22 protein-coding genes are annotated in these 24,185 nt (G+C 63.3%); 17 read left to right on the top strand and 5 right to left on the bottom strand.

Going from position 1 to position 24,185, the window contains the following annotated elements:
- Positions 1 to 182: 182 nt before the first annotated feature.
- The 4 genes from cobJ to cobG are packed head-to-tail and all read right to left on the bottom strand — an operon-like array spanning position 183 to position 4,547.
- Positions 183 to 1,880, bottom strand: coding sequence for a precorrin-3B C(17)-methyltransferase (cobJ, locus tag FBY02_RS14170; RefSeq protein WP_144928538.1), 1,698 nt, complete (start codon positions 1,878 to 1,880; stop codon positions 183 to 185).
- Positions 1,877 to 2,608: a precorrin-2 C(20)-methyltransferase gene (locus tag FBY02_RS14165; protein ID WP_144928571.1), complete on the bottom strand. Its 732-nt coding sequence runs from the start codon at positions 2,606 to 2,608 to the stop codon at positions 1,877 to 1,879. Before FBY02_RS14165 ends, cobJ begins: the two co-directional genes overlap by 4 nt.
- Positions 2,608 to 3,234: a precorrin-8X methylmutase gene (locus FBY02_RS14160; RefSeq protein WP_144928536.1), complete on the bottom strand. Its 627-nt coding sequence runs from the start codon at positions 3,232 to 3,234 to the stop codon at positions 2,608 to 2,610. The genes FBY02_RS14165 and FBY02_RS14160 overlap by 1 nt, the downstream gene beginning before the upstream one ends.
- Positions 3,234 to 4,547, bottom strand: a complete 1,314-nt coding sequence (cobG, locus tag FBY02_RS14155; RefSeq protein WP_306085251.1) for a precorrin-3B synthase — start codon at positions 4,545 to 4,547, stop codon at positions 3,234 to 3,236. Before cobG ends, FBY02_RS14160 begins: the two co-directional genes overlap by 1 nt.
- Positions 4,548 to 4,848: 301 nt before the next feature.
- On the opposite strand from cobG, the gene FBY02_RS14150 reads away from it, so the two are divergent.
- From FBY02_RS14150 to FBY02_RS14110, 9 genes are all read left to right on the top strand, one after another.
- Complete coding sequence (locus FBY02_RS14150; RefSeq protein ID WP_144928532.1) at positions 4,849 to 5,754, top strand: zeta toxin family protein; 906 nt, start codon at positions 4,849 to 4,851, stop codon at positions 5,752 to 5,754.
- A 518-nt stretch (positions 5,755 to 6,272) separates the two neighbouring features.
- Complete coding sequence (gene cbiE / locus FBY02_RS14145; RefSeq protein ID WP_144928530.1) at positions 6,273 to 7,484, top strand: precorrin-6y C5,15-methyltransferase (decarboxylating) subunit CbiE; 1,212 nt, start codon at positions 6,273 to 6,275, stop codon at positions 7,482 to 7,484.
- Positions 7,477 to 8,574 (top strand): cobalt-precorrin-5B (C(1))-methyltransferase, encoded by a 1,098-nt coding sequence (locus tag FBY02_RS14140; protein ID WP_144928528.1) that lies wholly within the window; start codon positions 7,477 to 7,479, stop codon positions 8,572 to 8,574. Before cbiE ends, FBY02_RS14140 begins: the two co-directional genes overlap by 8 nt.
- The gene (locus FBY02_RS14135; protein WP_144928526.1) at positions 8,571 to 9,296 is read left to right on the top strand and encodes a cobalt-precorrin-6A reductase; all 726 of its coding nucleotides are present in this window, start codon (positions 8,571 to 8,573) and stop codon (positions 9,294 to 9,296) included. The genes FBY02_RS14140 and FBY02_RS14135 overlap by 4 nt, the downstream gene beginning before the upstream one ends.
- Before the next feature lie 311 nt (positions 9,297 to 9,607).
- A complete protein-coding gene (locus FBY02_RS14130; protein ID WP_144928524.1) occupies positions 9,608 to 10,006 on the top strand; it encodes a DUF2946 domain-containing protein in 399 nt (132 codons plus the stop codon).
- Positions 10,007 to 10,055: 49 nt separating this feature from the next.
- A complete protein-coding gene (locus FBY02_RS14125; RefSeq protein ID WP_144928522.1) occupies positions 10,056 to 10,535 on the top strand; it encodes a copper chaperone PCu(A)C in 480 nt (159 codons plus the stop codon).
- A 54-nt stretch (positions 10,536 to 10,589) separates the two neighbouring features.
- Complete coding sequence (locus tag FBY02_RS14120) at positions 10,590 to 10,991, top strand: DUF2946 domain-containing protein (protein ID WP_144928569.1); 402 nt, start codon at positions 10,590 to 10,592, stop codon at positions 10,989 to 10,991.
- Between the two features lie 82 nt (positions 10,992 to 11,073).
- Positions 11,074 to 13,200, top strand: a complete 2,127-nt coding sequence (locus tag FBY02_RS14115) for a TonB-dependent copper receptor (protein ID WP_144928520.1) — start codon at positions 11,074 to 11,076, stop codon at positions 13,198 to 13,200.
- 182 nt (positions 13,201 to 13,382) lie between these two features.
- The gene (locus FBY02_RS14110) at positions 13,383 to 14,762 is read left to right on the top strand and encodes a PepSY domain-containing protein (protein WP_144928518.1); all 1,380 of its coding nucleotides are present in this window, start codon (positions 13,383 to 13,385) and stop codon (positions 14,760 to 14,762) included.
- A gap of 7 nt (positions 14,763 to 14,769) precedes the next feature.
- On the opposite strand, the gene FBY02_RS14105 is transcribed toward FBY02_RS14110, so the two are convergent.
- Positions 14,770 to 15,117: a hypothetical protein gene (locus FBY02_RS14105; RefSeq protein ID WP_144928516.1), complete on the bottom strand. Its 348-nt coding sequence runs from the start codon at positions 15,115 to 15,117 to the stop codon at positions 14,770 to 14,772.
- Positions 15,118 to 15,370: 253 nt separating this feature from the next.
- Here FBY02_RS14105 and FBY02_RS14100 point away from each other — a divergent pair, with 253 nt between their 5' ends.
- From FBY02_RS14100 to urtE, 8 genes are all read left to right on the top strand, one after another.
- Positions 15,371 to 16,159, top strand: coding sequence for an ABC transporter ATP-binding protein (locus FBY02_RS14100; RefSeq protein ID WP_144928514.1), 789 nt, complete (start codon positions 15,371 to 15,373; stop codon positions 16,157 to 16,159).
- A complete protein-coding gene (locus FBY02_RS14095) occupies positions 16,156 to 17,103 on the top strand; it encodes an ABC transporter substrate-binding protein (protein WP_144928512.1) in 948 nt (315 codons plus the stop codon). The genes FBY02_RS14100 and FBY02_RS14095 overlap by 4 nt, the downstream gene beginning before the upstream one ends.
- Complete coding sequence (locus tag FBY02_RS14090; protein ID WP_144928510.1) at positions 17,100 to 18,110, top strand: iron ABC transporter permease; 1,011 nt, start codon at positions 17,100 to 17,102, stop codon at positions 18,108 to 18,110. Before FBY02_RS14095 ends, FBY02_RS14090 begins: the two co-directional genes overlap by 4 nt.
- A gap of 330 nt (positions 18,111 to 18,440) precedes the next feature.
- Positions 18,441 to 19,706 carry an urea ABC transporter substrate-binding protein gene (gene urtA / locus FBY02_RS14080; RefSeq protein WP_144928506.1) on the top strand — a complete coding sequence of 422 codons (1,266 nt, stop codon included), beginning with the start codon at positions 18,441 to 18,443 and terminating at the stop codon, positions 19,704 to 19,706.
- A 164-nt stretch (positions 19,707 to 19,870) separates the two neighbouring features.
- Positions 19,871 to 21,373 carry an urea ABC transporter permease subunit UrtB gene (gene urtB / locus FBY02_RS14075; protein WP_144928504.1) on the top strand — a complete coding sequence of 501 codons (1,503 nt, stop codon included), beginning with the start codon at positions 19,871 to 19,873 and terminating at the stop codon, positions 21,371 to 21,373.
- A complete protein-coding gene (gene urtC, locus FBY02_RS14070; protein ID WP_144928502.1) occupies positions 21,373 to 22,452 on the top strand; it encodes an urea ABC transporter permease subunit UrtC in 1,080 nt (359 codons plus the stop codon). Before urtB ends, urtC begins: the two co-directional genes overlap by 1 nt.
- Positions 22,449 to 23,318 carry an urea ABC transporter ATP-binding protein UrtD gene (urtD, locus tag FBY02_RS14065; protein WP_144928500.1) on the top strand — a complete coding sequence of 290 codons (870 nt, stop codon included), beginning with the start codon at positions 22,449 to 22,451 and terminating at the stop codon, positions 23,316 to 23,318. The genes urtC and urtD overlap by 4 nt, the downstream gene beginning before the upstream one ends.
- A gap of 142 nt (positions 23,319 to 23,460) precedes the next feature.
- The gene (gene urtE / locus FBY02_RS14060) at positions 23,461 to 24,159 is read left to right on the top strand and encodes an urea ABC transporter ATP-binding subunit UrtE (RefSeq protein WP_144928498.1); all 699 of its coding nucleotides are present in this window, start codon (positions 23,461 to 23,463) and stop codon (positions 24,157 to 24,159) included.
- Positions 24,160 to 24,185 lie beyond the last annotated feature (26 nt).

The raw sequence follows: 24,185 nt of genomic DNA, 5'->3' as shown, positions 1-24,185 counted from the left end.
AGCGCCTGGGTGCAACTCAACCAATAAGCAAACCAATAAATTTCCAAATAAAAAACCAACTTCATGTTACAGGCATAGCACGCCCGCAACTTGATGTCATAGACCGGTTAAATATAACCAAACCAATAAATAGCTAGTAGATTCGAGAAACGACGGCAGCCCGAACGGGCTGCCGGGTTGCGTCAGAGCGGCTTGCTGCCATACCAGCGCGGCGTGTACACCCACTGGCCACCGTCGGCACGGGGAAACACGCAGGTGGTCGAAGATCCGATTAGCACCATGGTGCGCATGTCCACCTGGTCCGGGGTCAACTGCCCCAGCGTCGTGACGCGCAGGGTCTGGCCCGGACGGCCAATGTCACGCCCCAGGACCACGGGCGTCTGCGCGGTTCGATGCTGGGCGACGATCTCCAGCGCCCGCCCCAGTTGCCAGGGCCTGGAACGGGAGATGGGGTTGTAGAAAGCCAGCGCGAGATCCGCTTGTGCCGCCAGGTCCAGGCGCTTCTCGATGATCGACCAGGGCTTGAGGTTGTCCGACAGCGACAACACGCAGAAGTCATGGCCCAGCGGCGCACCGGCCTGGGCGGCCGTGGCCAGGGAAGCCGAGACCCCCGGCAGGATCTGCAGGTCGACAGCGTGCCAATGGGCGTTAGTCGACTCATGCAGCGCTTCCAGCACTGCAGCCGCCATGGCGAACACCCCCGGATCACCGGACGACACCACCACCACGGAGCGTCCCTGGGCGGCCAGTTCGAAGGCGTGGCGGGCGCGTTGCAGCTCTTCGCGGTTGTCGGTGCAGTGCTGCACCTGATCGGGCCGAAATGGCCCGGCCATGCGCACATAGGTTTCGTAGCCCAGCACGTCGTTGGCGCGGTCGAGTTCGGCACGCACCGCCGGCACCATCAACTCGGCCGCGCCCGGACCCAGGCCGATCACCGCCAGGCGCCCCCGTGGTCGGCCGATGCGGTGCGGATCCAGGGGCTGTTCGGCCACCGCGATGGCCAGGCTGCCCATGCGCCGAATCGAGGCCGGCTGACCGAGGGCCTCGCTCAACCACTGTGCGATATCACCGCCGGCGCAAGCAAAGCGCAGCGGCACGCCCAGGCTCGCAGCGGCTTCGTGCAATGCTGGACGCGTCATGTCGCTGTCCGCCGCCAACACGCAAGCCAGCGATTGCACCGCGAGGCCAGCCTGTGTCAAGGCATCGCCAATGGCGGCTATGTCCGTCGTCCCGGCGTTCAGCGCCACCACGACGTTACGTGGATAGATACGTAATTCATCGACTGCGGGCACACCAGCAGCGCTGTCGATACGGATGGCCAGGCGCGCCTGTTGGTCCTGGGGCAAGTGCGCTTGATCCAGCCAGGGCGCGGCCCCTTCGATGCGCACCGGCTCACCGGCCAGCAGATCGGAAACAAAGCGCTTGCCCTGCTCCAGATCGTCGAGACGGTAGCCGCTCGGTGGATTGAGCAGGCAGGTGCCGAAACGCAATTCGCCACTGGTGGTGATCGCCGGGGCGACTTGCAGGGTGCTCGCTATTTCCCGGGCCATGACGTTGACCCCGCCCAGGCCACCGAGCAATGGCACCACGGCGCTGCCGTCCTCGGCCACTGCCAGCACGGCGGGCTCCACGCCTTTTTCCAGCAGCAGCGGCGCCAGGGTACGGATGACGATGCCCGCCGCGCACAGGGCGATGATGGGCGTGTCCTGCTGATAGAGCTCGCGCAACGTCGCGCCGAATTCCAGGTACTGACGGTCCGCGCCCTCGACCCGCCCGGCCAGGCCGTGGATCAAGGCGCCGGGATAGCACTGCTGGATCCGCCGGGCCGTTGCGAGGCTGCCCGGGCCGAGGATGACGATTGCCGGTGCCTTAGAGATCATCCCTGCCACCGTTCACCCGGCACGATGATCAACGAAAAATACGGCGAGGACATCGGTTCGACCTCATCCAACGGCACGATTTTCTGATTGGCCATGGTCGCCCGTTCGACGTACAACGCCCGGCTATCCAGGCCCAGTTCCCCGAGCACCTGGCGGACCTTGGGAAAATTGCGCCCCAGCTTCATGATCACCGCCGCATCGGCATCGGCCAGTCGGCGTTTGAGTTCGTCATGGGGCAGCACGCCGGAGAGCACCGACAGGCTCTGGTTGCGATACACCAGCGGCGCGCCGAGCACCGAGGCACCGCCCAGCATCGAGCAGACGCCGGGAATGACTTCGGCGTCGTAGCGCTCGGCCAGACGATCGTGCAGGTACATGTAGGAACCGTAGAAGAACGGATCACCCTCGCAGATCACCGCCACGTCGCGACCGGCATCCAGATGCACGGCCACCTGTTCGGCGGCGGTGTCATAGAAGTCGGCGATCACCTGCTCATAGGACAGCGGCGCCGGCAACACTTCAGTGGTGACCGGGTAGACCAGCGGCATCAGCGTTTGCGCCTCTTGCAGGTGCATTTCGATGATCCCGAAGGCGTTGCCTTTCTTGCCCTTGGCGACGAAGTAAGCCACCACAGGAGACTCACGCAACAGGCGCAGGGCCTTGAGGGTAATCAGTTCCGGGTCACCGGGGCCCACACCGAGGCCGATCAGACGTCCACGCTGCTGCATCATTCAATCTCCGTAGCGAGGGCATTGACGGCGGCCGCAGCCATGGCGCTGCCACCGAGTCGGCCTTGCATGATCACGAACGGCACGCCACGGCTGTTGGCCGCCAACATTGCCTTGGATTCGGCGGCGCCGACGAACCCCACGGGAAAGCCCAGGATCAATGCGGGTTTCGGTGCGCCGGCGTCGAGCATTTCCAGCAGGTAGAACAGCGCGGTGGGCGCATTGCCGATCACCACGACACTGCCTTCCAGATGCGGACGCCACAACTCCAGGGCCGCTGCCGAACGGGTGTTGCCCAATTCACGGGCCAACTGCGGCACGCTCTCGTCGCGCAAGGTGCAGATCACCGGGTTGTTGGCCGGCAGGCGGGCACGGGTCACGCCTTCGCTGACCATTCGCGCATCACACAGGATCGGCGCACCGGCGGCGAGCGCCTGGCGCCCGGCCGTGCCCGCGCCCTGGGAAAACTGCAGCCCGTCGACGGCCTCGACCATGCCGCAGGCGTGGATCACCCGTACTGCGAGTTTTTCCAGATCGGCCGGAATGCGCGCCAGGTTGGCCTCGGCGCGAATGATCGCGAAGGAGTTGCGATAGATCTCCTGACCGTCGCGGATGTAATCAAGCATCAAGTGGGACTCCGGGGGCGAGCGTCGAGCCATTGGCCGACCGCTTCAATAGTCAGATTGTGCGCCTGCAACGCGCCGAAACCCGGCTGCGTGGCCTCGCGAAAATACAGGTCGTAACGACCGGGGGCGACCGCCAGCAAGGTGACGGGCGCGATATGGGCCGCCGCACAGGAACGCGGGCAGCCGGACAAATGGACTTTCAGCGCGCCGTCCTGATGCTGCAGCAGCCCAGCCAACCGCCGGGCATCGGCTTTGGTATCTGCCAGGGCTTTACCGCAACCGCTGGAGCCCGTGCAGGCAACAAGCTGCGCCAACGGCTGGTCGACCGAGCACAGCAGGCCCAGGCCTTCGAGCCGCGCCAGCACCTCGTTTGCATCTTTGCCGCTGACGTTGGGCAGCAACAGGCTTTGCCAGGGCGTGAAGCGCAGACTGCCGTCACCCTTCTCCCGCGCCAGTCGCGCCGCGCCTCGTAGCATACCGGCGTCGAGCCGGCCAAGGGGCGCCGCAGCGCCGACGTAGAACCGATCGTCGTGCTGGAGGTGAATGCCAAGGTGCAGCCCGTCGCCGGCCGCGCTGCGCTGCCAATCGAGGCAAGATTGCACCGGCATGCGGTGGGCCAGTTGTGCAATCAGTTCACTCTGGGGGATTTCGGCCAGCAGATGACGCATGCGGGTCTGGTCCGGACGGGCCAGGTCGAGAAACAGCTCCAGCACCGCCACCACCAGGGCATGCCCCTGGGCCAGCGGCACGCTGCCGGCCGGTTGATCCAGCGGGGTGCCGGCCAGGCCGAAGGCCAGCCAGGGTTCGCCTCGCTGGAAAAAAGCGGACAGCCACAGGTCATGGGGGTGTTCAAGCATCGCCATGGCCTCGCCGCCATCCAATTGCACGGCGAACTTGGCCGACAGCTCATGGAAGCGATCATGGGTTTGCAAAGTGAACAGAATCTGCTCGGCCAATGGCCGGGTATCGACCCGCATCTGCCGGTCGATACCTGCCGACGGGCTGAGCATCAGGTTGCGCACGTCATCGCCGGCCGGTTTGCGCGGGCCAAGCCCGGCGGCCAGCAATTGCTCGATCAACGCCCCATGCCCGGGGCCAATGCCACGGATCTGCAGGTTGCCGCGGTTGGTCGCCTCGATCACGCCACCGGCGAACCCCTCGGCCGCCGACGCCACGGCCTCGGCCTGATCCGCACGGATGGCACCGCCGTCGAGCTTGATCCGACAGATCCCGCCATCCAGCGCCTGGACAACACGCAACAACCCCGGACAACCCGAGGGGCGGATGACGTTGGAGGATAGACGTTCGTTCAAGGGCAGACCGAAAGATAGACACGCCATGACGGCGAAGGACCGCCATTATGCCTGCTTTGCCAGGGGGCATGAAAAGCTTGCTGGTCGGATTGAGGGCAGTTGGATGACAAATATGTCCGTGACGGGGTCATTGTGAGATGCATGAGGACGTAGGCTTTTCGGAGTTTTCTTGTAGGTATTTTTACCTTTAAAAACAGGTACATAACTTGAAACCAACGCGCATTTGAACAAACCGGGAAACACCGCTTTATTCAAAGGGCAAGCATTTACCTCAACCCCATTCTCGATAAGGAAATCCGGAATGTCACACGCACAGAGCTACACCTACACCCCGGCGCAGGTCACTGCCGCGTACGATGAAATCATTGCCACGCTATTGAACGGCGTCACGACCGAGACGGTTCCCAAGATGTTGATTACCGCCGGATCGCAGGGCTCGGGCAAGACCTATCTGCTGGAAAAAAGCCTGCTGCCCTCCAAGCGCTACGACAACTACGTACGCCTGTATCTGCCCGAGTACCGGGAAAAACATCCGCAATACTCGCAGATGATCAAACATGGCGTGCTGCACGCCTATGAACATACGGAGACGTTTGTCCGGGAAGTCGGCGCGAAAATCTTCGAGAAGGCGTTCAACGACAAGTACAACATCATCATGGAATGTGCGTTCGACAGCTTGGATTTTGCCGCATTTCCACCGACGGCGACCGCCGCCGGGTATCAGTTCGAGACTCACATCATTGCCTGCAAGAAAGAATTTGCGCACCTGTCGAGTATCAAGCGGGCACTCAAAAGCCTGGAGAACCAGGAAATGGAAAGGTTTGTCTCGCTGGCAGCGCTGAATACGAGCCTGAGTAACGCCCAGGCAACCATCCTCGCTTTCGAGACGGCAGCCAAAGCGGTCAGCGGCTCGCAGATTTTCCTGTATGAGCGGGGATTCGGTCAGTTGAAAGAACGGATCCTGCGCGCTCAAAGCACCTATACCCTGGATACAAATGGTTCTTTGATCATCACTGGCCCCAAGGTGGTGTATGCCAGTACTTTTGAGAGCATCGTCAATAATCGCCTGCATCTTATTGGCGACCGTGAAGAAATGGTTAAGGCGTGTCACTTGGCATTGCAGAAAGCCCAGGCGAATGCTGAGCATGTGCCGGATTCAGTCGTTAGCGATTTGTATGCGTATATTCTTAAGTATGTTTACCGGTAGATGAGCCCGGCCTGGGTGTTGTTGTACATATCCGTTGCTGCGGTAACGGCTGCTTAGGGTTCCGCCCTTACGGCGGCTCACTTTTTTTCAGACGCCAAAAAAAGTAAGCAAAAAAGGCTTCGCCCCACCACTGGGCACCTCGCCAAGGCTCGGTGTTCCCTCACTCCGGCATTGCTCCGTGGGCCCGCCGCGAAGGGCCATCCATGGCCCAGCGCGGCTATCCCGGCATCCATGCCGGGATGCCCACTGCGCAATGCCTGCGTTCGGCCCTTGTGGTTAATGGGGCGTCCAAAAGCAAAAGCAAAAGCAAAAGCAAAAGCAAAAGCAAAAACGAGGCGGCCTGATGCTCCCGGCTGTACTCCTATCCAATTGTGGGAGCGAGCCTGCTCGCGATGGCGGTCTGGCTGAACCGCCGATGCTGGATCGGACGAAGCCTTAACCAAACACTCAAGGTATGATGACCACCCGGTTCGCGGGCATCAGCCTGCCAATCACACAGATCCAGTCGAGGAACACAGATGACGCCCTGGTTGACCGTAGTGGGCATCGGCGAAGACGGCTTCAAGGGCCTGGGCCGCGCCGCCCGGCATGCTTTGCTGCGGGCGTCGCGGATTGTCGGCAGCGCCCGGCAGTTGGCGCTGTTGCCGCGGTGTATTCGCGGCGAACGGGAGCTGTGGCCCAGTCCGTTTTCCCTGGAGCCGCTGCTGACGCGCCGGGGCGAGGCAGTGTGCGTGTTGGCGAGCGGCGATCCGATGTTCTATGGCGTGGGCGCTAGCCTCGCTAAACAGATTCCGGGCGAGCAGATGCAGGTCATCCCGGCGCCCTCGTCCTGTTCGCTGGCAGCGGCACGCATGGGTTGGCCGTTGCAGGACGTGATGATCCTGTCGCTGGTGGCGCGCCCCTTGGCCGTGCTCAACGCCCACTTATCCACTGGCGTCAGGCTGCTGTTGCTGAGCAATGACCGCCACAGCCCGGCCGCCGTGGCGACGCTGCTGCGCGAGCGTGGGTTCGGCCCCAGCGCCATGACAGTTCTGGAGCATCTGGGCGGTGACGCAGAACGCCGGATCGAAGGGTGCGCCGCGCAATGGTCCGACCCGGCCGTTGCGGACCTGAACCTGATCGCCGTCGAGTGCCAGGCCGAACCCTCGGCGCCTCGCCTTTCTCGCCTGGCCGGCTTGCCGGACAGCGCATTCGAGCATGACGGTCAATTGACCAAGCGCGATGTGCGCGCCATCACCCTCGCCCGCCTCGCCCCGATGCCCGGCGAATTGCTCTGGGACGTCGGAGCCGGCAGCGGCGCCATCGGCATCGAATGGATGCGCGCGCACCCGACCTGCCGAGCCCTGGCCATCGAGGCCGATGAAGGCCGCCAAGGGTTGATCGAACGTAACCGCGATACGCTCGGCGTGCCCGGCCTGCAGCTGATTCGCGGACGAGCGCCGCAGGCTCTCGAGGGACTGGAGCGCCCGGACGCCGTGTTCATTGGCGGCGGCGTTACTCGTGAAGGCGTGCTGGAAGCCTGCTGGGACCGACTCAAGCCCGGCGGCCGGCTGGTCGCCAATGCCGTGACCCTGCAAAGCGAGATGACGCTCATGAACTGGCGCGAACTCCATGGCGGCGAACTGACGCGTATCCATATCGCCCAGGCCCAACCATTGGGCGAGTTCGACACCTGGCGCCAGGCGTTACCGATTACCCTGCTGGACCTGGCAAAGCCCCTCGATGCGTGACGAAACCGCCGAACAACCCGCGCCCCTGCGCAGCGGCCTCACCACTGGCAGCTGCGCCACGGCCACCAGCCTGGCGGCGGCGCGCCTGTTGCTGCAAGGCCATTGCGCCGATGCCGTGGAGATCGTTTTGCCCAAGGGCAAACAGGTGCAGATGCGCCTGGAGTTCTGCCGGTTGACCGGCCAGGGCGCCGAGGCCGGAACGATCAAGGACGCCGGCGACGACCCCGACGTGACCCACGGTGCGCTACTGTTTTCCCAGTTGCGGCTGACAGCCGAACCGGGGGTGCGTTTCGTGGCCGGGCGCGGCGTCGGCACGGTGACGCGACCGGGCCTGGTGCTGGCGGTCGGTGAACCGGCGATCAACCCGGTGCCGCGCAAGATGATCAGCGATCACCTGGAGCGGCTGGCCGAAGCAACCGGCTATACCGGCGGTTTCGAAGTCACGGTCAACGTCGAGGGTGGTGAAGCCCTGGCCTTGAAAACCATGAATCCACGCCTGGGCATCCTCGGCGGCCTGTCGATCCTCGGCACCAGCGGCATTGTCCGGCCCTTCTCCTGCGCGGCCTACATTGCCTCGATCCAGCAGGGCATCGACGTGGCGAAAACCAATGGCTACCTGCACATCGCAGCCTGCACCGGCAATGCCAGCGAAGACACCATGCGCCGGGTCTACAACCTGCCGGAAATCGCCTTGATCGAAATGGGCGACTTCGTCGGCGCCGTGCTCAAGCACGTGCGCAAGGTTCCGGTGGACAAACTCAGCCTCTGCGGTGGCTTTGGCAAAATCAGCAAACTCGCCGCTGGACACATGGACCTGCACAGCCGTCATTCGAGCATCGACCTGCCACAGCTGGCCGACTGGGCCGCCGCAATCGGCGCCGACGAGGCTTTGCAGCAAGGCATACGCGGCGCCAACACCAGCCAACAGGCCTTGGCGATGGCCAGCGCCGCCGGTATCGCCCTCGGCGACGCGGTGTGCGAGCACGCCCTGGCCTTCGCCCGAAGCATCGTGCCGTCCCAGGTTCAAGTCGAAGTCTTCGCCATCGACCGCCAGGGCGGAATCGTCGGCCGCGCCGGAGCCTTTACATGAAACGCATCCTGCTGCTGGGCGGCGTCACCGAAGCCCTGGCCATCGCTCGCACCCTGGGTCCCCAACACATCTACAGCCTGGCGGGTGTGGGCCGTGTCCCCACTGACCTGACCTGCCAGGTGCGGGTCCGCGGCTACGGCGGCGCTGAAGGCCTGGCGCAGTTCATCCGCGACCAGGGCATCAGCCTGCTCTTGGACGCCACCCACCCCTACGCCGCCCGGATCAGCCACAACGCCGCCCACGCAGCCCGCGCCTGTGGCATTCCCTGCTGGGCCCTGCGCCGCCCGGCATGGCAACCCCAGCCCGGTGATGACTGGCGCGAAGTCGCCGACTGGGCCGAACTGACCGAGGCCCTGAAACCCTTCCAGCGCCCCCTCTTCACCCTCGGCCGCGAACCGCTGCAACACCTGCACGAAATTCCCCCGGAGCAATTCTGGACCCTACGCGCCCTGGACGTTTACCCCGGCAACGAACGCTGCGAAGTCATCGGCGCGCGAGGACCGTTCCACCTCGACGGCGAACGGGCGCTGTTCGAGCGGCGGCAGATCGATGTGCTGGTCAGCAAGAACAGTGGCAGTACGGCAACCGAGCCGAAGCTGGAGGTGGCGCGGGAGCGTGGGGTGCCGGTGTTGGTGCTGAGGCGGCCGGTGTTGGCGGGAGTGGATCGGGAATTCTGGACGCTGGATGAGATGCTGTCGGCGCTGTCGACGTTTGCACCCTGAGCCCCCTGGTAATTTTTAGCGAGTGTCAGGTCGAGCCTGAACCTGTGGCGAGGGAGCTTGCTCCCGCTGGGCTGCGCAGCAGCCCCAAAAAATATGAACGAGGCTCTCCTGACACACCGCAACATCGGGTTTCAGGGTCACTTCGCGCCCCAGCGGGAGCAAGCTCCCTCGCCACAACAGCGCTCATCTGGCGATCTGTTGCTACTGTTAACCCAAGCCCTGCGACCCTACACCGCACATGGCCTTTTTACTTCTGCCCCCCGATCAGGCTAAATACCGCCACCTGATCGCCCAACCGAGCGGATTCGCCCATGTCCCGACAACGGCTTGCATTTGCCTGGATCGCCTGCTTCGCAGTGCTGTTCAACATGCTGGCCATGCCGCTTTCCGGCAGCGGGATGGTGCAGAAGAGCGCGCCGGCCGAGCAATTGTTGTGGGGCAGCTTCTGTTCCTCCAGTGGCACGAAGATGGTGGCGATTTCCCTGGGCAAGCTCGAACAGGGCACGCCCCGCAACGACGATCACTCGACCATGCAGCATTGCTGGTGCTGCGCAGGCTCGGCGTCGTTGGTGGCGCTCACGGGACAGGCTCCGCGGCTGTATCTGGCCCCACAGCCTGCCCATCTCGACCTTGTCCACTCAACGTTCGACAGCCCCACCCCACGCCAGCAATGGCCGAGTCTCAACCCCCGCGCCTCGCCTCTGGTCTGATTCCACCGCATAAAACAATTGCGTCCTGAATCGTTCCGGAGAATCAACCATGTTGAACAGACTCATCCTGCTGGCTGCCCTGCTGCTTCCCGTCGGCTTTGCCCATGCTCATCAATACAAGGTCGGTGACCTTGAGATTGCCCATCCCTGGTCCCAGGAACTGCCGCCCAACGCGCCCACCGTGGCCGCGTATTTCGTGATCCACAACACGGGCTCAGAGGCGGACCGGTTGCTCAGCGTTGACACGCCGATTGCCGGCAAAGCCGAGCTCCACGAGCACGTGAAGCAGGACGACCTGATGAAGATGCAACCCGTGCCCACGGTTGCGATTGCCCCCGGCGCCACCGTCACCTTCGCCCCCATGGCGTACCACGTCATGCTGCTGGAGCTTGAGGACCGCAACCTACTGAAAGACGGTAAGCGCTTTGCCATGACCCTGCATTTCGAGAAAGCCGGGGATGTCACGGTCGACGTTGCGGTGCAGAAAAAAGCCCCCGACGGCACCAAGACCGAAGGCCACATGCACTGACAGCGGCCCATGGGTCTTCCCCGCGCCAGGCCTGACATGCCCCGCCGCCAGCCAATGAGTCTGGCACCCGGCAGCTGGATCAGCCTGTTCGCCATGCTGATGATCTTCATCGGTCCACTGGTTTCCCAGTCGATGCCGATGGATCAGCACATGTCTTCATCCATGCCTATGAGCATGGATATGGACATGAGCATGGACATGTCCGTTGCTCACGCCGGACATGAAGCACCGACAGCCGAACACGGCACGCCTCGGAACGAGCACCACGCGCTGTGGGAAAAATGCGGCTATTGCAGCTTGCTGTTCAATTGCCCGGCCCTGCCCGGCGGGCAGCCTCTCGCCGTTTTCGACACCCCAACGGCCAACACCTACACCAGCCCTTCCCCACGCCTGGGCCATGCCCGGCCATCCTTCTTCCCGGGAGCCCGTACCCGCGCACCGCCCCTCGACGCGTAGATCCGACACTTACCAACCCGGTCGCACAAGACAGCTCCAGGCTGCCCGACCGTGTCGTCTACGTTTGTTCGATGGAATCATCATGTCCAGGTTTTCTGCCGGCATCGCTTTGGGTACAGCCCAAGCCAACTGCCCTCCAAATGAGGCACGGGTGCGCTTTCACCCTGCCATTGCCGCCCTGTGCGGTCTGCTACTGACGTCTCACACGCAGGCCGATGAACACGAGCATCATGAAGGCCAGGTCGAGGAACTGAGCCCGACGGTCATTACCGCCATTGCACCCAGCTCACCGCTGACCGTGGTCACCAATCCCAAGGACCCGCGCCAACCGGTCCCGGCCAGTGACGGCGGTGACTACCTCAAGACCATTCCCGGCTTCGCCCTGGTACGCAACGGCGGTACCAATGGTGACCCGGTGCTCCGTGGCATGTTCGGCTCACGGCTGAATATCCTCACTAACGGCAGCACGCTGCTGGGCGCCTGCCCCGGTCGGATGGACGCGCCAACCTCCTACATCTCGCCGGAAACCTACGATCAGCTCACCGTGATCAAGGGCCCGCAAAGCGTGTTGTGGGGCCCTGGCGCGTCGGCCGGGACCATCCTGTTCGACCGCAAGCCGGAACAGTTCGGTGAATTGGGCACAAGGGTCAATGCCAGTGTGCTCGCCGGCTCCAACGGTCGCTTCGACAAAGTGCTGGACGCCGCTGCCGGCGGGTCCCTGGGCTACGTACGGGTGATCGGCAACACCGCCCATTCGGACGATTACCGCGACGGCAACAACGACACCGTACCGTCGCGCTACGACAAGTGGAACGGCGACGTCACCCTTGGCTGGACGCCGGATGCCGATACGCTGCTGGAGCTGACCGCCGGCAAGGGCGACGGCGAGGCGCGCTACGCCGGGCGAGGTATGGACGGCTCGCAGTTCAAGCGTGAAAGCCTCGGGCTGCGTTTCGAACGGTCGAACCTCGGCGGTGTGCTGGATAAGATCGAGGCACAGGTCTACTACAACTACGCCGACCACGTGATGGACAACTACACGCTGCGCACGCCTTCAGGCACCGGAATGATGGCCGGCCCCATGGCGTCCAATGTCGACCGACGCACACTGGGCGCGCGCATCAAGGCCACCTGGCGCTGGGCCGATGTGCAGTTGATCAGCGGCCTGGATGCCCAGACCAACGAACATCGCCAACGCAGCAGCATGGGCGTCGACACCTACAAGGAACTGCCGCGCACCAAGGACGCCGACTTTCACAACTATGGCATCTTCGGCGAACTGACCTGGTACGCCGCCGACCGCGACAGGCTGGTCACCGGTGCTCGGCTCGACCGGGCCTCGGCCAAGGATTACCGGCAGAGCATCGGCTCCGGCATGATGGCCCGACCCAATCCCACTGCCGACGATACCCGCGCCGATACTCTGCCCAGCGGTTTCGTCCGCTACGAGCACGATCTGGCAGACAGCCCCACGACGGTTTATGCAGGCCTGGGCCACGCGCAACGCTTCCCCGACTACTGGGAGCTGTTCTCGCCGGATAACGGCCCCACCGGCTCGCTGAATGCCTTCGATTCGATCAAGCCGGAAAAAACCACCCAGCTCGACTTCGGCCTGCAGTACAAGACCGAAACCCTCGAAGCCTGGGCCTCCGGGTATATCGGGCAAGTGCGTGACTACATCCTGTTCGACTACACCCCCGGCATGATGGGCAGCACCTCCCGTGCCGAGAACATCGATGCGCGGATCATGGGCGGCGAACTGGGTGCGGCCTACCGGCTGACCGAACGCTGGAAGGCCGACGCGACCCTGGCCTATGCCTGGGGCAAAAACAGCAGCGACGGCAGTGCGCTGGCACAGATGCCGCCGCTGGATGCACGCCTGGGCCTGACCTACAGCGAAGACCGCTGGAGCGCCGGAGCCCTGTGGCGGGTGGTGGCGGCCCAGCACCGGGTCGACGAGAACAGGGGCAACGTGGTGGGCAAGGATTACGGCAAGAGCTCGGGCTTCGGGGTCTTCTCCCTCAATGGTGCCTACCGCATCAACACGCATTGGAAGGTCAGCAGCGGCGTCGACAACCTGTTCGGCAAAGCCTACGCCGAGCACCTGAATCTGGCCGGCAACGCCGGGTTCGGCTATCCGGCCAGTGACCCGCAAGCCATCAACGAACCGGGGCGTACGCTCTGGACCAAGGTGGACATGAGTTTCTAACACGTTGCAGGCAAGGCCTGACACCTGACTCTGTGGCGAGGGAGCTTGCTCCCGCTCGGTTGCATGGCAACCGCAAAAAACGAGGACTGCTGCGCAGCCCAACGGGAGCAAGCTCCCTCGCCACAGGTCGGTGTCCAGCCTCACAACATAACAACCACATTTGCCAAGCGGAGCGCTTTTCGATGAGCCAACCGAAACCGAACTTCTACAACCTGGCCTGGCGCTGGCATTTCTATGCCGGGCTGTTCGTCGCGCCATTCATGGTGATGCTGGCCCTGACCGGCATCATCTACCTGTTCAAACCGCAACTCGATCCATTGATGTACGGCAGCCTGCTGAACGTACCGGCCGGCCATCACACGATGGCTGCGGACGACCTGCTCCAACAGGTCCGCCAGGCGTACCCCGAAGCCCAGGTAAAACAGTACTTGCCACCGGCCGACGCCGAACGTAGCGCGCAGTTCGTGGTGATCGACAAGGGCCGGGAGCTGAACGTCTTCATCGACCCATACCACGGCGACGTCCTCGGCGAACAGGACGCCAAGAACAACCTGCAAGCCTTGGCCAGAGCCATCCATGGCGAACTGTTGATCGGCACCGTCGGTGATCGGCTGGTGGAAATGGCCGCCGGCTGGGGTGTGGTGCTGATAGTCTCGGGGTTGTACCTGTGGTGGCCCCGTGGGCAATCATCCGCCGGGGTCCTGTGGCCGCGCTGGAACGTTCGTGGCCGGCTGTTCTGGCGCGACCTGCACGTTGTCATCGGCTTCTGGGGCGCGGCGTTGCTGCTGGTGATGTTGCTCAGCGGCATGACCTGGACCGGCTTCTGGGGCAAACAGTACGCCAATCTCTGGAATCGCTTCCCCGCCGCGATGTGGAATGACGTGCCCAAGTCCGATGCCGACGCCGGCAGCCTCAACAGCGCCCATCGCCAGACCGTGCCCTGGGCCGTGGAAAACACGCCGATGCCGATGTCCGGCGATCATGCCGAGCACATGGCCCACGGTGGCATGCATGAGGGCCCTGCCGCGCCGGCCATCAGCCTGCAAGCGGTGCAGGACCTCGCCGCCGCTCACAAGGTCGCACCTGGCTACAGCATCACCCTGCCAACCACGACCACGGGAGTCTTCACCATTGCCGTGTTCGCCGACGATCCGCGCAACGACGCGACTCTCCACGTGGACCAGTACACCGGCAAGGTCCTGGCCGATGTGCGCTGGGCTCACTACAGCGTCGTCGCCCGCGCCACCGAAACCGGCGTCATGTTGCACGAAGGCAAGATGTTCGGCCCGGCGAACCAGATCGTGGTACTGCTGATCTGCCTGATGATCCTGCTCAGCGCCGTGAGCGGCGTGGTGATGTGGTGGAAGCGCCGACCGCAGGGCAAGCTCGGCGTACCGCCCATGCGTCACGACCTGCCGACGTGGAAGACCGGGGTGTTCATCATGCTGGCCCTGGCGGTGGTGTTTCCGTTGGTGGGGGCGTCGCTGGTGGTGGTATGGATGATCGACCGCCTGTGGATTTCGCGCAGGATCCAGGACATCCGCAGTGATGCAATCTCTTGAGCGACGGTCAAGGCCGGAACAGATCGCCACAAGATCCCGGCTGAAGGACACCATTGCAGACGTGGAGTTTTTCCACGTCGATAACCTTGATGTCTTCGATCTCGTTGGGCGTGCCGCCGCCGTAGTCATTCCTGCATGTCACAGCGATCCGGCACCGCTCGTTGGCCTGTGGCTCGATCATCGGGCGAGGCGGGCGGCCGGTGTCCATCGCACTCACCGTTTCCTTGCAACTGAAGCTGATCGGGTTCTTCGCCCATGCCTGCTCACACGGATGCCCGGAGGCTACGGCCAAGCGAATGGCGACACACTCGAAGACCAGTGCGCCAATGAAAGTCACAAATCTGGTCGTGGTCATGGCGTTTCTTCCCTTTTTTGGGGAATAAGCAAGCTAACCTGCCTCGATCCCGGGGGCTACTGTCAGGTCTGACAGGTCCGTGCCGGCTTGCCAGGGGAGGGCTGGATACGCCCTTTGAGAAGGTTTCATCTTCATGCTGAAGACAGTGCGTTAACGGAAGGCGGCGCGAAACCTCTACAATCGCGCCCGCTGTCCAGCTGTAAACACAGTTCTTTGTAGGAGCGGTGTTTCAACCGATAACTTGAGTACACGCATGACCTCGCTGACCCTCTCTCACCTCGCCTGGACTCCTCTGGGCCATGGTCACTGCCATCACCAGTTCCAACTGCGTGACGCCACGTTGCAGGTGGCGGCCGGGGAGTTTGTCGGGTTGATCGGGCCCAACGGCAGCGGCAAGACCAGCCTGTTGCGGTGCGCCTATCGGTTCAGCCCGCCGGAGAGCGGTGAAGTGAAACTCGACCACTACAACGTCTGGCGCCAGTCGTCACGCTGGTGCGCGCAACGTATCGCCGTGGTACTGCAGGAGTTTCCCGACGCCTTTGGCCTGACGGTCGAGGAAGTGGTCGCCATGGGCCGCACGCCTCATAAAGGCCTGTTCGATGGCGATAACCACGAGGACCGGCGCCTGGTCATCCAGGCCCTGGAGGCGGCAGGGCTGCAAGGCTTCGGCGAACATGCGTTCGCTACCCTCTCGGGCGGTGAAAAACAGCGGGTAATCCTGGCCCGCGCCCTGGTCCAGCAACCGCAACTGCTGATCCTCGACGAGCCGACCAATCACCTCGACCCGCGCTATCAACTCGAACTGCTGCAATTGATCAAGCGCCTGGGAATCGGCACCCTCGCCAGCATCCACGATTTGAACCTGGCGGCCGCCTTCTGTGACCGGCTCTACGTCATCGAACACGGCCGCATCGTCGCCAGCGGCACTCCCAAGGATGTGCTGACCGCCGCGCTGCTGCACGACGTCTTCGGCGTCAAAGCCCTGGTGGATGAACATCCCCTTGCCGGCTACCCACGAATCACCTGGATAACCCAACCATGACCCTGCGTTCCCTGCTGCTCCTGCCGCTGCTGCTGTGCAGCGCCCATGCCCTGGCCGAATCCACCCGCTATCCGTTGACGATCCAGAGCTGCGACCGTCAGGTGACGTTCAACGAAGCCCCGCGGCACGCCGTCAGCCACGACATCAACATGACCCAGATGATGCTCGCCCTCGGGCTCAAATCGCGCATGGTCGGCTACAGCGGCATCAGTGGCTGGAAATCGGTGACGCCCGAAATGGCGAAGATCCTCGATGGCCTGCCGGAACTGGCGGCCAAGTACCCCTCGGTGGAAACCCTGCTCAACGCCAATGTGGATTTCTTCTTCGCCGGGTGGGACTACGGCATGCGGGTGGGCGGCGACCTGACGCCGCAGACCCTGCAACCGCTGGGCATCAACGTGTACGAATTGACCGAGTCCTGCGCGTTCGTGATGAAACGTCCGGCGGCTTCGCTGGAAGATACCTACAACGACCTGCGCAATCTTGGGAAGATTTTCGACGTCCAGGACCGCGCCGATGCGCTGATCGCCACGATGCAGGCCCAGGTGGCCGACGTCCGCAAACACCTGCCGACCGACCGGCCCCGAGTGTTCCTCTACGACAGCGGTGAAGACCGGGCCATGACCTCCGGCCGACTGGGCATGCCCCAGGCTCTGATCGACGCGGCGGGCGGGCGCAATATCCTTGATGGTCTGGAAACCAGCTGGACCCGGGTGAACTGGGAAAACGTGGTCGAGCAGAACCCCGAGGTCATCGTGATCGTCGATTACGGCGAAGTCAGCGCCGCGCAGAAACAACAATTCCTGCTGGACCATCCGGCCTTGCAGTCGGTGGATGCGATCAAGCACCGGCGCTTCATCGTGATTCCCTACGTCCAGGCCACGCCAGGCATCGACAACGTGGTGGCGGTGCAGACTCTGGCGAAGGGTTTCCACGACCGATGAACCCTCGTCGCTATGCCGGACTGCTGATTTTCCTCGGCGCGCTGATGCTGGTGTCGTGCGTGGTGTCCCTGGGCTTCGGGCCGGCGCGGGTGCCGGTGGCCGTGGTCTGGGACATCCTGCTGAACAAGGCCTTCGGCATGGGGGAGGTCTATTGGACGGCCGGCCAGGAACACATCGTCTGGCTGATCCGCGTGCCGCGCCTGCTGCTCGGTGCGCTGGTGGGCGCGGGGCTGGCATTGATCGGCGCGGTGCTGCAAGCGGTCACCCGCAACCCGCTGGCCGACCCGCACCTGCTCGGGGTTACCTCCGGCGCGACCCTCGGGGCGGTCATCGTGGTCCTGCATGTCGGGGAAATCGTCGGCCTGCTGACCCTGCCCCTCGCCGCGTTCATCGGCGCGCTGTTGAGCATGCTCTTGGTGCTGGCGATTGCCAGCCGTCAGGGTCGCCTGGAAAGCGATCGCCTGTTGCTGTGCGGCGTGGCGGTGTCATTCGTGATGATGGCGGCGGCCAACCTGCTGCTGTTCCTGGGTGACCATCGCGCCAGCTCCGCGGTGATGTTCTGGATGCTCGGCGGCCTGGGCCTGGCGCGCTGGGAACTGCTGGCGGTGCCCGCCGCCAGCGTCCTGTTGGGACTGGCTCTGTTGCTGGGCATGGCTCGGCCGTTGAATGCCCTGATGGCTGGCGAACAGACCGCCGTGACCCTGGGCCTGAACGCGGCGAAGGTGCGGTTGTGGATCTTCCTGATCGCGTCGCTGATGACCGGCGTACTGGTGTCCATCAGCGGCTCGATCGGATTTGTCGGGCTGATGGTGCCGCATATCGCCCGGCGCCTGGTGGGCGCCGAGCATCGTCGCTTGCTGCCGGCCTGCGTACTGCTGGGCAGCCTGTTCCTGGTATGGGTAGATGTGGCCGCGCGGACCCTGATCGCACCGGAGGACTTGCCGATTGGCGTGGCGACGGCGGCCATTGGCGGGCTGTTTTTCATCGGCCTGATGCGGCGGCGCTGAGCTTCAAGGCCTGCACATAACCCCATTGTGGGAGCGGGCTTGCTCGCGAATGCGGTGTGTCATCCGATGCATGTGTTGAATGACACACCGCTTTCGCGAGCAAGCCCGCTCCCACAGGGGGATCTTCAGTGGCCGCGACGCCCCAATGTGGCGCGCCAGGTCGCACCAGCCACCGCATGACGAGCACTCATGGTGCGCCACCCTGTCCAGCCTCTGCGCCACCCCTTGTTTCCGAGCCTCCCCCCAACCGGGCACATCCCTTGCAAAAGCCCCTTCAGCGTCCGCATCTGCCAACCAAGAAAAACTCATAAAGTCCACGGAGATCGCACAATGAAACGTCGTAGCTTGATCAAGGCTTTTACACTCTCGGCCAGCATTGCCGCGATGGGCATGGCCTGGACCGTCCAGGCCGCCGAAACCATCAAGGTCGGCATCCTGCATTCACTGTCCGGAACCATGGCGATTTCCGAGACGTCCCTCAAGGACATGGCGCTGATGACCATCGACGAAATCAATGCCAAGGGTGGTGTGAACGGCAAGCAGCTCGAAGCGGTGGTCGTGGACCCGGCCTCGAACTGGCCACTGTTTGCGGAAAAAGGCCGCCAGTTGCTGACCCAGGACAAGGTCGCCGTGGTGTTCGGCTGCTGGACGTCGGTGTCGCGCAAATCCGTGCTGCCGGTGTTCGAAGAGCTCAATGGCCTGCTGTTCTATCCGGTGCAATACGAAGGCGAAGAGATGTCGCCGAACGTGTTCTACACCGGCGCAGCGCCGAACCAGCAGGCGATTCCGGCGGTGGAATACCTGATGAGCGAAGAAGGTGGCAGCGCCAAGCGCTATTTCCTGCTGGGCACCGACTACGTCTACCCGCGCACCACCAACAAGATCCTACGGGCGTTCCTGCACTCCAAGGGTGTGGCGGACAAGGACATCGAAGAGGTCTATACCCCGTTCGGCCACAGCGACTACCAGACCATCGTGGCGAGCATCAAGAAGTTCTCGGCTGGCGGCAAGACCGCAGTCATATCCACAGTCAACGGCGACTCCAACGTGCCGTTCTACAAGGAACTGGCCAACCAGGGCCTGAAAGCCACCGACGTACCGGTGGTGGCGTTCTCGGTGGGCGAAGAGGAGTTGCGCGGCATCGACACCAAGCCACTGGTGGGCAACCTGGCGGCATGGAACTACTTCGAATCCGTGGATAACCCGGCGAACAAGAAATTTGTCGATGCCTGGAAAGCGTATGCCAAGGCCAAGAACCTACCGGGCGCCGACAAGGCCGTGACCAACGACCCGATGGAGGCTACCTACGTCGGTATCCACATGTGGGCCCAAGCGGTCGAGAAAGCCAAGTCCACCGACGTCGACAAAGTCCGCGAAGCCCTCGCCGGCCAGACCTTCGCCGCGCCATCGGGCTACACCCTGACCATGGACAAGACCAACCACCACCTGCACAAGCCAGTGATGATCGGCGAGATCCAGGCCGACGGTCAGTTCAACGTGGTCTGGCAGACCGAAGGCCCGATCCGCGCGCAACCGTGGAGCCCGTTCATCGCCGGCAACGACAAGAAGCCCGACTATGCGGTGAAGGGTAACTGAGCCCATGGGTGTTGGCCCGAGCATCGAACTCTGACCGACACAAATCCCTTGTGGGAGCGGGCTTGCTCGCGAATGCGGTAGATCATCCAGAGCAAATGTGACTGACCCACCGCATTCGCGAGCAAGCCCGCTCCCACAAAGCAAGACTGCGCAAGGCCGAGCATATGCCCACTGCCCTTTACCATCTGATTATCGCCCTGGTGATGTTACTGCCGCTGGGAGCCCACGCCGGCGACGCCGAAGATTTCGTCGCCGCCAACCCGACCCAGCAGGCCAAACTGCTGGAAACCTGGGCTGCGCAGCCCGAGCCCGGACGTGTCGAACTGCTCAACGCCTTGCAACAAGGGCAGTTGACCGTCGACGGCCAACCCAAGACCCTGCGCCTGAACAACCGCTTGCGCGGGCTGGTCGAAACCGCCCTCGCCAGTCACCAATTGCTCGCCAGTGATCCCGGCATGCGCCTGGGCGCCGCGCAGCAACTGCAAAAAAGTGCCCGCCCCACGCAACTGGCCTTTCTCGACCGGCAGTTGGCCGGTGAGCAAGACGAAGATGTTCACGCCGCCCTGAGCCTGGCCCTGGCGAACCTGCAACTGGTGGACGCCAACCCGAACGTGCGCATGGCCGCCGTCCGCCTGCTGGGGGAAACCGGCGATCCACTGGCCCGCACCCGCCTGGAAGGGCTGCTCGAACCCGGCGTCGAAACCGATGCCGCTGTGCGCACCGCCGCCGAAACCAGCCTGGGCCAGGTCAAGCGCAAGCTCCTGGTGGGCGAGTTGCTGGGCCAGGCGTTCAGCGGCATGTCCCTGGGCTCGATCCTGCTGCTAGCCGCCCTCGGCCTGGCGATTACCTTCGGCCTGCTGGGGGTGATCAATATGGCCCACGGCGAGATGCTGATGCTCGGCGCGTACTCCACATACGTCGTGCAGATGCTGTTCCAGCGCTTCGCCCCGAGCGCCATCGAGTTCTATCCGCTGATTGCCCTGCCGGTGGCATTTTTCATCACCGCCGCCATCGGCATGGCCCTGGAGCGCACGGTGATCCGGCATCTTTACGGACGGCCACTGGAAACCCTGCTCGCCACCTGGGGCATCAGCCTGATGCTGATCCAACTGGTGCGCCTGGTGTTCGGTGCGCAGAACGTCGAAGTCGCCAACCCGGCCTGGCTCTCGGGCGGAATCCAGGTGTTGCCGAACCTGGTGCTGCCGTACAACCGCATCGTGATCATCGCCTTCGCCTTGTTCGTGGTGGTGCTGACCTGGTTGTTGCTGAACAAGACCCGCCTGGGCCTGAACGTGCGCGCAGTGACCCAGAACCGCAACATGGCCGCCTGCTGCGGCGTGCCCACCGGCCGCGTGGACATGCTCGCCTTCGGTCTCGGCTCGGGCATCGCCGGGCTCGGCGGCGTGGCCCTGAGCCAGATCGGCAACGTCGGCCCGGACCTGGGCCAGAGCTACATCATCGATTCGTTCCTGGTGGTGGTGCTCGGCGGCGTCGGACAGTTGGCCGGCAGCGTATCCGCCGCGTTCGGCCTGGGCATCGCCAACAAAATTCTCGAACCGCAGATCGGCGCCGTGCTCGGAAAGATCCTGATCCTCGCGCTGATCATTCTGTTCATCCAGAAGCGTCCGCAAGGCCTCTTCGCGCTCAAAGGACGGGTAATCGACTGATGAACCAGCCCCTGATGCTCACGGCCACGCAAAAGGCCGGTCCCAAAGTCACTCTCGTCGTCGGCGCGCTGATCCTGGCCGTGCTGCTGAGCCTGCCGTTGCTGTCGCTGCTGGCGGCGGATAATCCGCTGCACGTCTCGGCCTACACCCTGACCCTGGTGGGTAAGATTCTCTGCTACGCCATCGTCGCCCTGGCACTGGACCTGGTCTGGGGCTACGCCGGTTTGCTCTCCCTGGGCCACGGCCTGTTCTTCGCCCTGGGCGGCTACGCCATGGGCATGTACTTGATGCGCCAGGCCGCCGGAGATGGCTTGCCGGCGTTCATGACCTTCTTGTCGTGGACCGAGTTGCCCTGGTACTGGGCCGGTACCGACAACTTTCTCTGGGCCTTGTGCCTGGTGGTCCTGGCGCCGGGGCTACTGGCGTTGCTGTTCGGTTTCTTCGCCTTTCGTTCGCGGATCAAGGGCGTGTATTTCTCGATCATGACCCAGGCCCTGACCTTCGCCGGAATGTTGCTGTTCTTCCGCAACGAAACCGGGTTCGGTGGCAACAACGGCTTCACCAGTTTCCGCTCGATCCTGGGCTTCGGCATCACCGAGCCAGGCACCCGGGCGGCGCTGTTCCTGGCCACCGTGCTGTTGCTGGTGACGAGCCTGTTCATCGGCTGGCGGCTGGCCCGCAGCAAGTTCGGCCGGGTGCTGACCGCCCTGCGGGACGCGGAAAACCGCCTGATGTTCTGCGGTTACGATCCCCGGGGTTTCAAGCTGTTCGTCTGGGTCTTGAGCGCGGTCCTGTGCGGTCTGGCCGGGGCGTTGTATGTGCCACAGGTGGGCATTATCAACCCCAGCGAAATGTCACCGACCAACTCCATCGAGGCTGCCGTGTGGGTGGCGCTCGGCGGGCGCGGCACACTGATCGGGCCGCTGCTGGGCGCCGGCGTGGTCAACGGCATGAAGAGCTGGTTCACCGTGGCCTTCCCGGAGTACTGGCTGTTTTTCCTGGGTGCGCTGTTCATCGTGGTGACTCTATACCTGCCCAAGGGCGTGGTGGGCCTGCTGAAGAAACGAGGCGAACAATGAGAATCACAGCGAGTGCCGAATTCATGCTCGAACCGGTTTTCTTTCCAACCGACCCCAACAAGGACGCCGGCAGTAGCCGCGACGCCATCGGCCTCGGCCAGGCCGCGGGCGAAGGCCTGAATACCCGTCACGGCACGATCCTGACCCTGGAAGACATCAGCGTCAGCTTCGACGGTTTCAAGGCCCTGAACGATCTGAACCTGTACATCGGTGTCGGCGAACTGCGTTGCATCATCGGTCCCAATGGCGCGGGCAAGACCACGCTGATGGACGTCATCACCGGCAAGACCCGTCCGAGTCATGGCAAGGCCTGGTTTGGCGAAACCCTCGACCTGACCGGCATGAGCGAAGTGCAGATCGCCCAGGCCGGTATCGGCCGCAAGTTCCAGAAACCCACGGTGTTCGAAGCCCTGAGCGTGTTCGAGAACCTGGAGTTGGCGTTGAAAACCGATAAGTCAGTATGGGCCAGCCTGCGGGCGAAGCTGACCGGCGAGCAGCACGACCGTATCAATGAAGTGCTGGAGACCATTCGCCTCACGCCATCGGTCAGCCGCGCCGCCGGGCTGCTGTCCCACGGACAGAAGCAGTTCCTGGAGATCGGCATGCTGCTGGTCCAGGACCCACAATTGCTATTGCTCGACGAACCCGTGGCGGGCATGACCGACGCCGAAACCGACTTCACCGCCGAGCTGTTCAAATCCCTGGCGGGCAAACATTCGCTGATGGTGGTGGAACATGACATGGGCTTCGTCGGCACCATCGCCGACCACGTTACCGTGCTGCATCAGGGCAGCGTGCTGGCCGAAGGATCGCTGGAACAGGTCCAGGCCGATGAACGGGTCGTTGAAGTTTATTTGGGAAGATGAATCGGCCAGCTTCGAGCTACAAGCTTCAAGCTTCAAGCTTCAAGCTTCAAGCTTCAAGCGGCAAGTGAAGCAAGCCCTACACAGTCCCGCTCTTACTTGTCGCTTGAAGCTTGCCGCTTGAAGCCCTACGAACGGAGTTCAAATGTTACAGGTCCAACACCTTCATCAATACTACGGCGGCAGCCACATCCTGCGGGGCCTGTCTTTCGACGCCAAGGTCGGCGAAGTGACGTGCCTGCTGGGCCGCAACGGCGTGGGCAAGACCACCCTGCTCAAATGCCTGATGGGCCTGTTGCCGGCCAAGGAAGGCGCGGTGAGTTGGGAAGGCAAGGCCATCACCGCGTTCAAACCGCACCAACGGGTGCAGGCCGGCATCGCCTACGTGCCCCAGGGCCGGGAAATTTTCGGACGGCTGACGGTGGAAGAAAACCTGCTGATGGGCCTGTCGCGCTTTCCCGGCGCCGAAGCCAAGGAAGTGCCGGCATTCATCTACGAATTGTTCCCGGTATTGCTGCAGATGAAACAACGTCGTGGCGGGGACCTGTCCGGCGGCCAGCAACAGCAGCTCGCCATTGGCCGGGCCCTGGCCAGTCGTCCACGACTGCTGATTCTCGACGAGCCCACCGAAGGCATCCAGCCCTCGGTGATCAAGGAAATCTGCGTGGTGATCAAGAAGCTGGCGGCCCGGGGCGACATGGCAATTTTGCTGGTGGAGCAGTTCTACGACTTCGCCGCCGAGTTGGCCGATCAGTACCTGGTGATGTCCCGGGGCGAGATCGTGCAGCAGGGGCGCGGAGAAAACATGGAAGCCGAGGGTGTGCGCGGGCTGGTTACGATCTAGTCTGTAGCGTCCGGACAATAATCAGA

Source organism: Pseudomonas sp. SJZ078, from assembly GCF_007828255.1.
GTDB lineage: Bacteria > Pseudomonadota > Gammaproteobacteria > Pseudomonadales > Pseudomonadaceae > Aquipseudomonas.
Note: the sequence above shows the minus strand (reverse complement) of the source record. Positions and strands in the feature narration are given on the sequence as shown.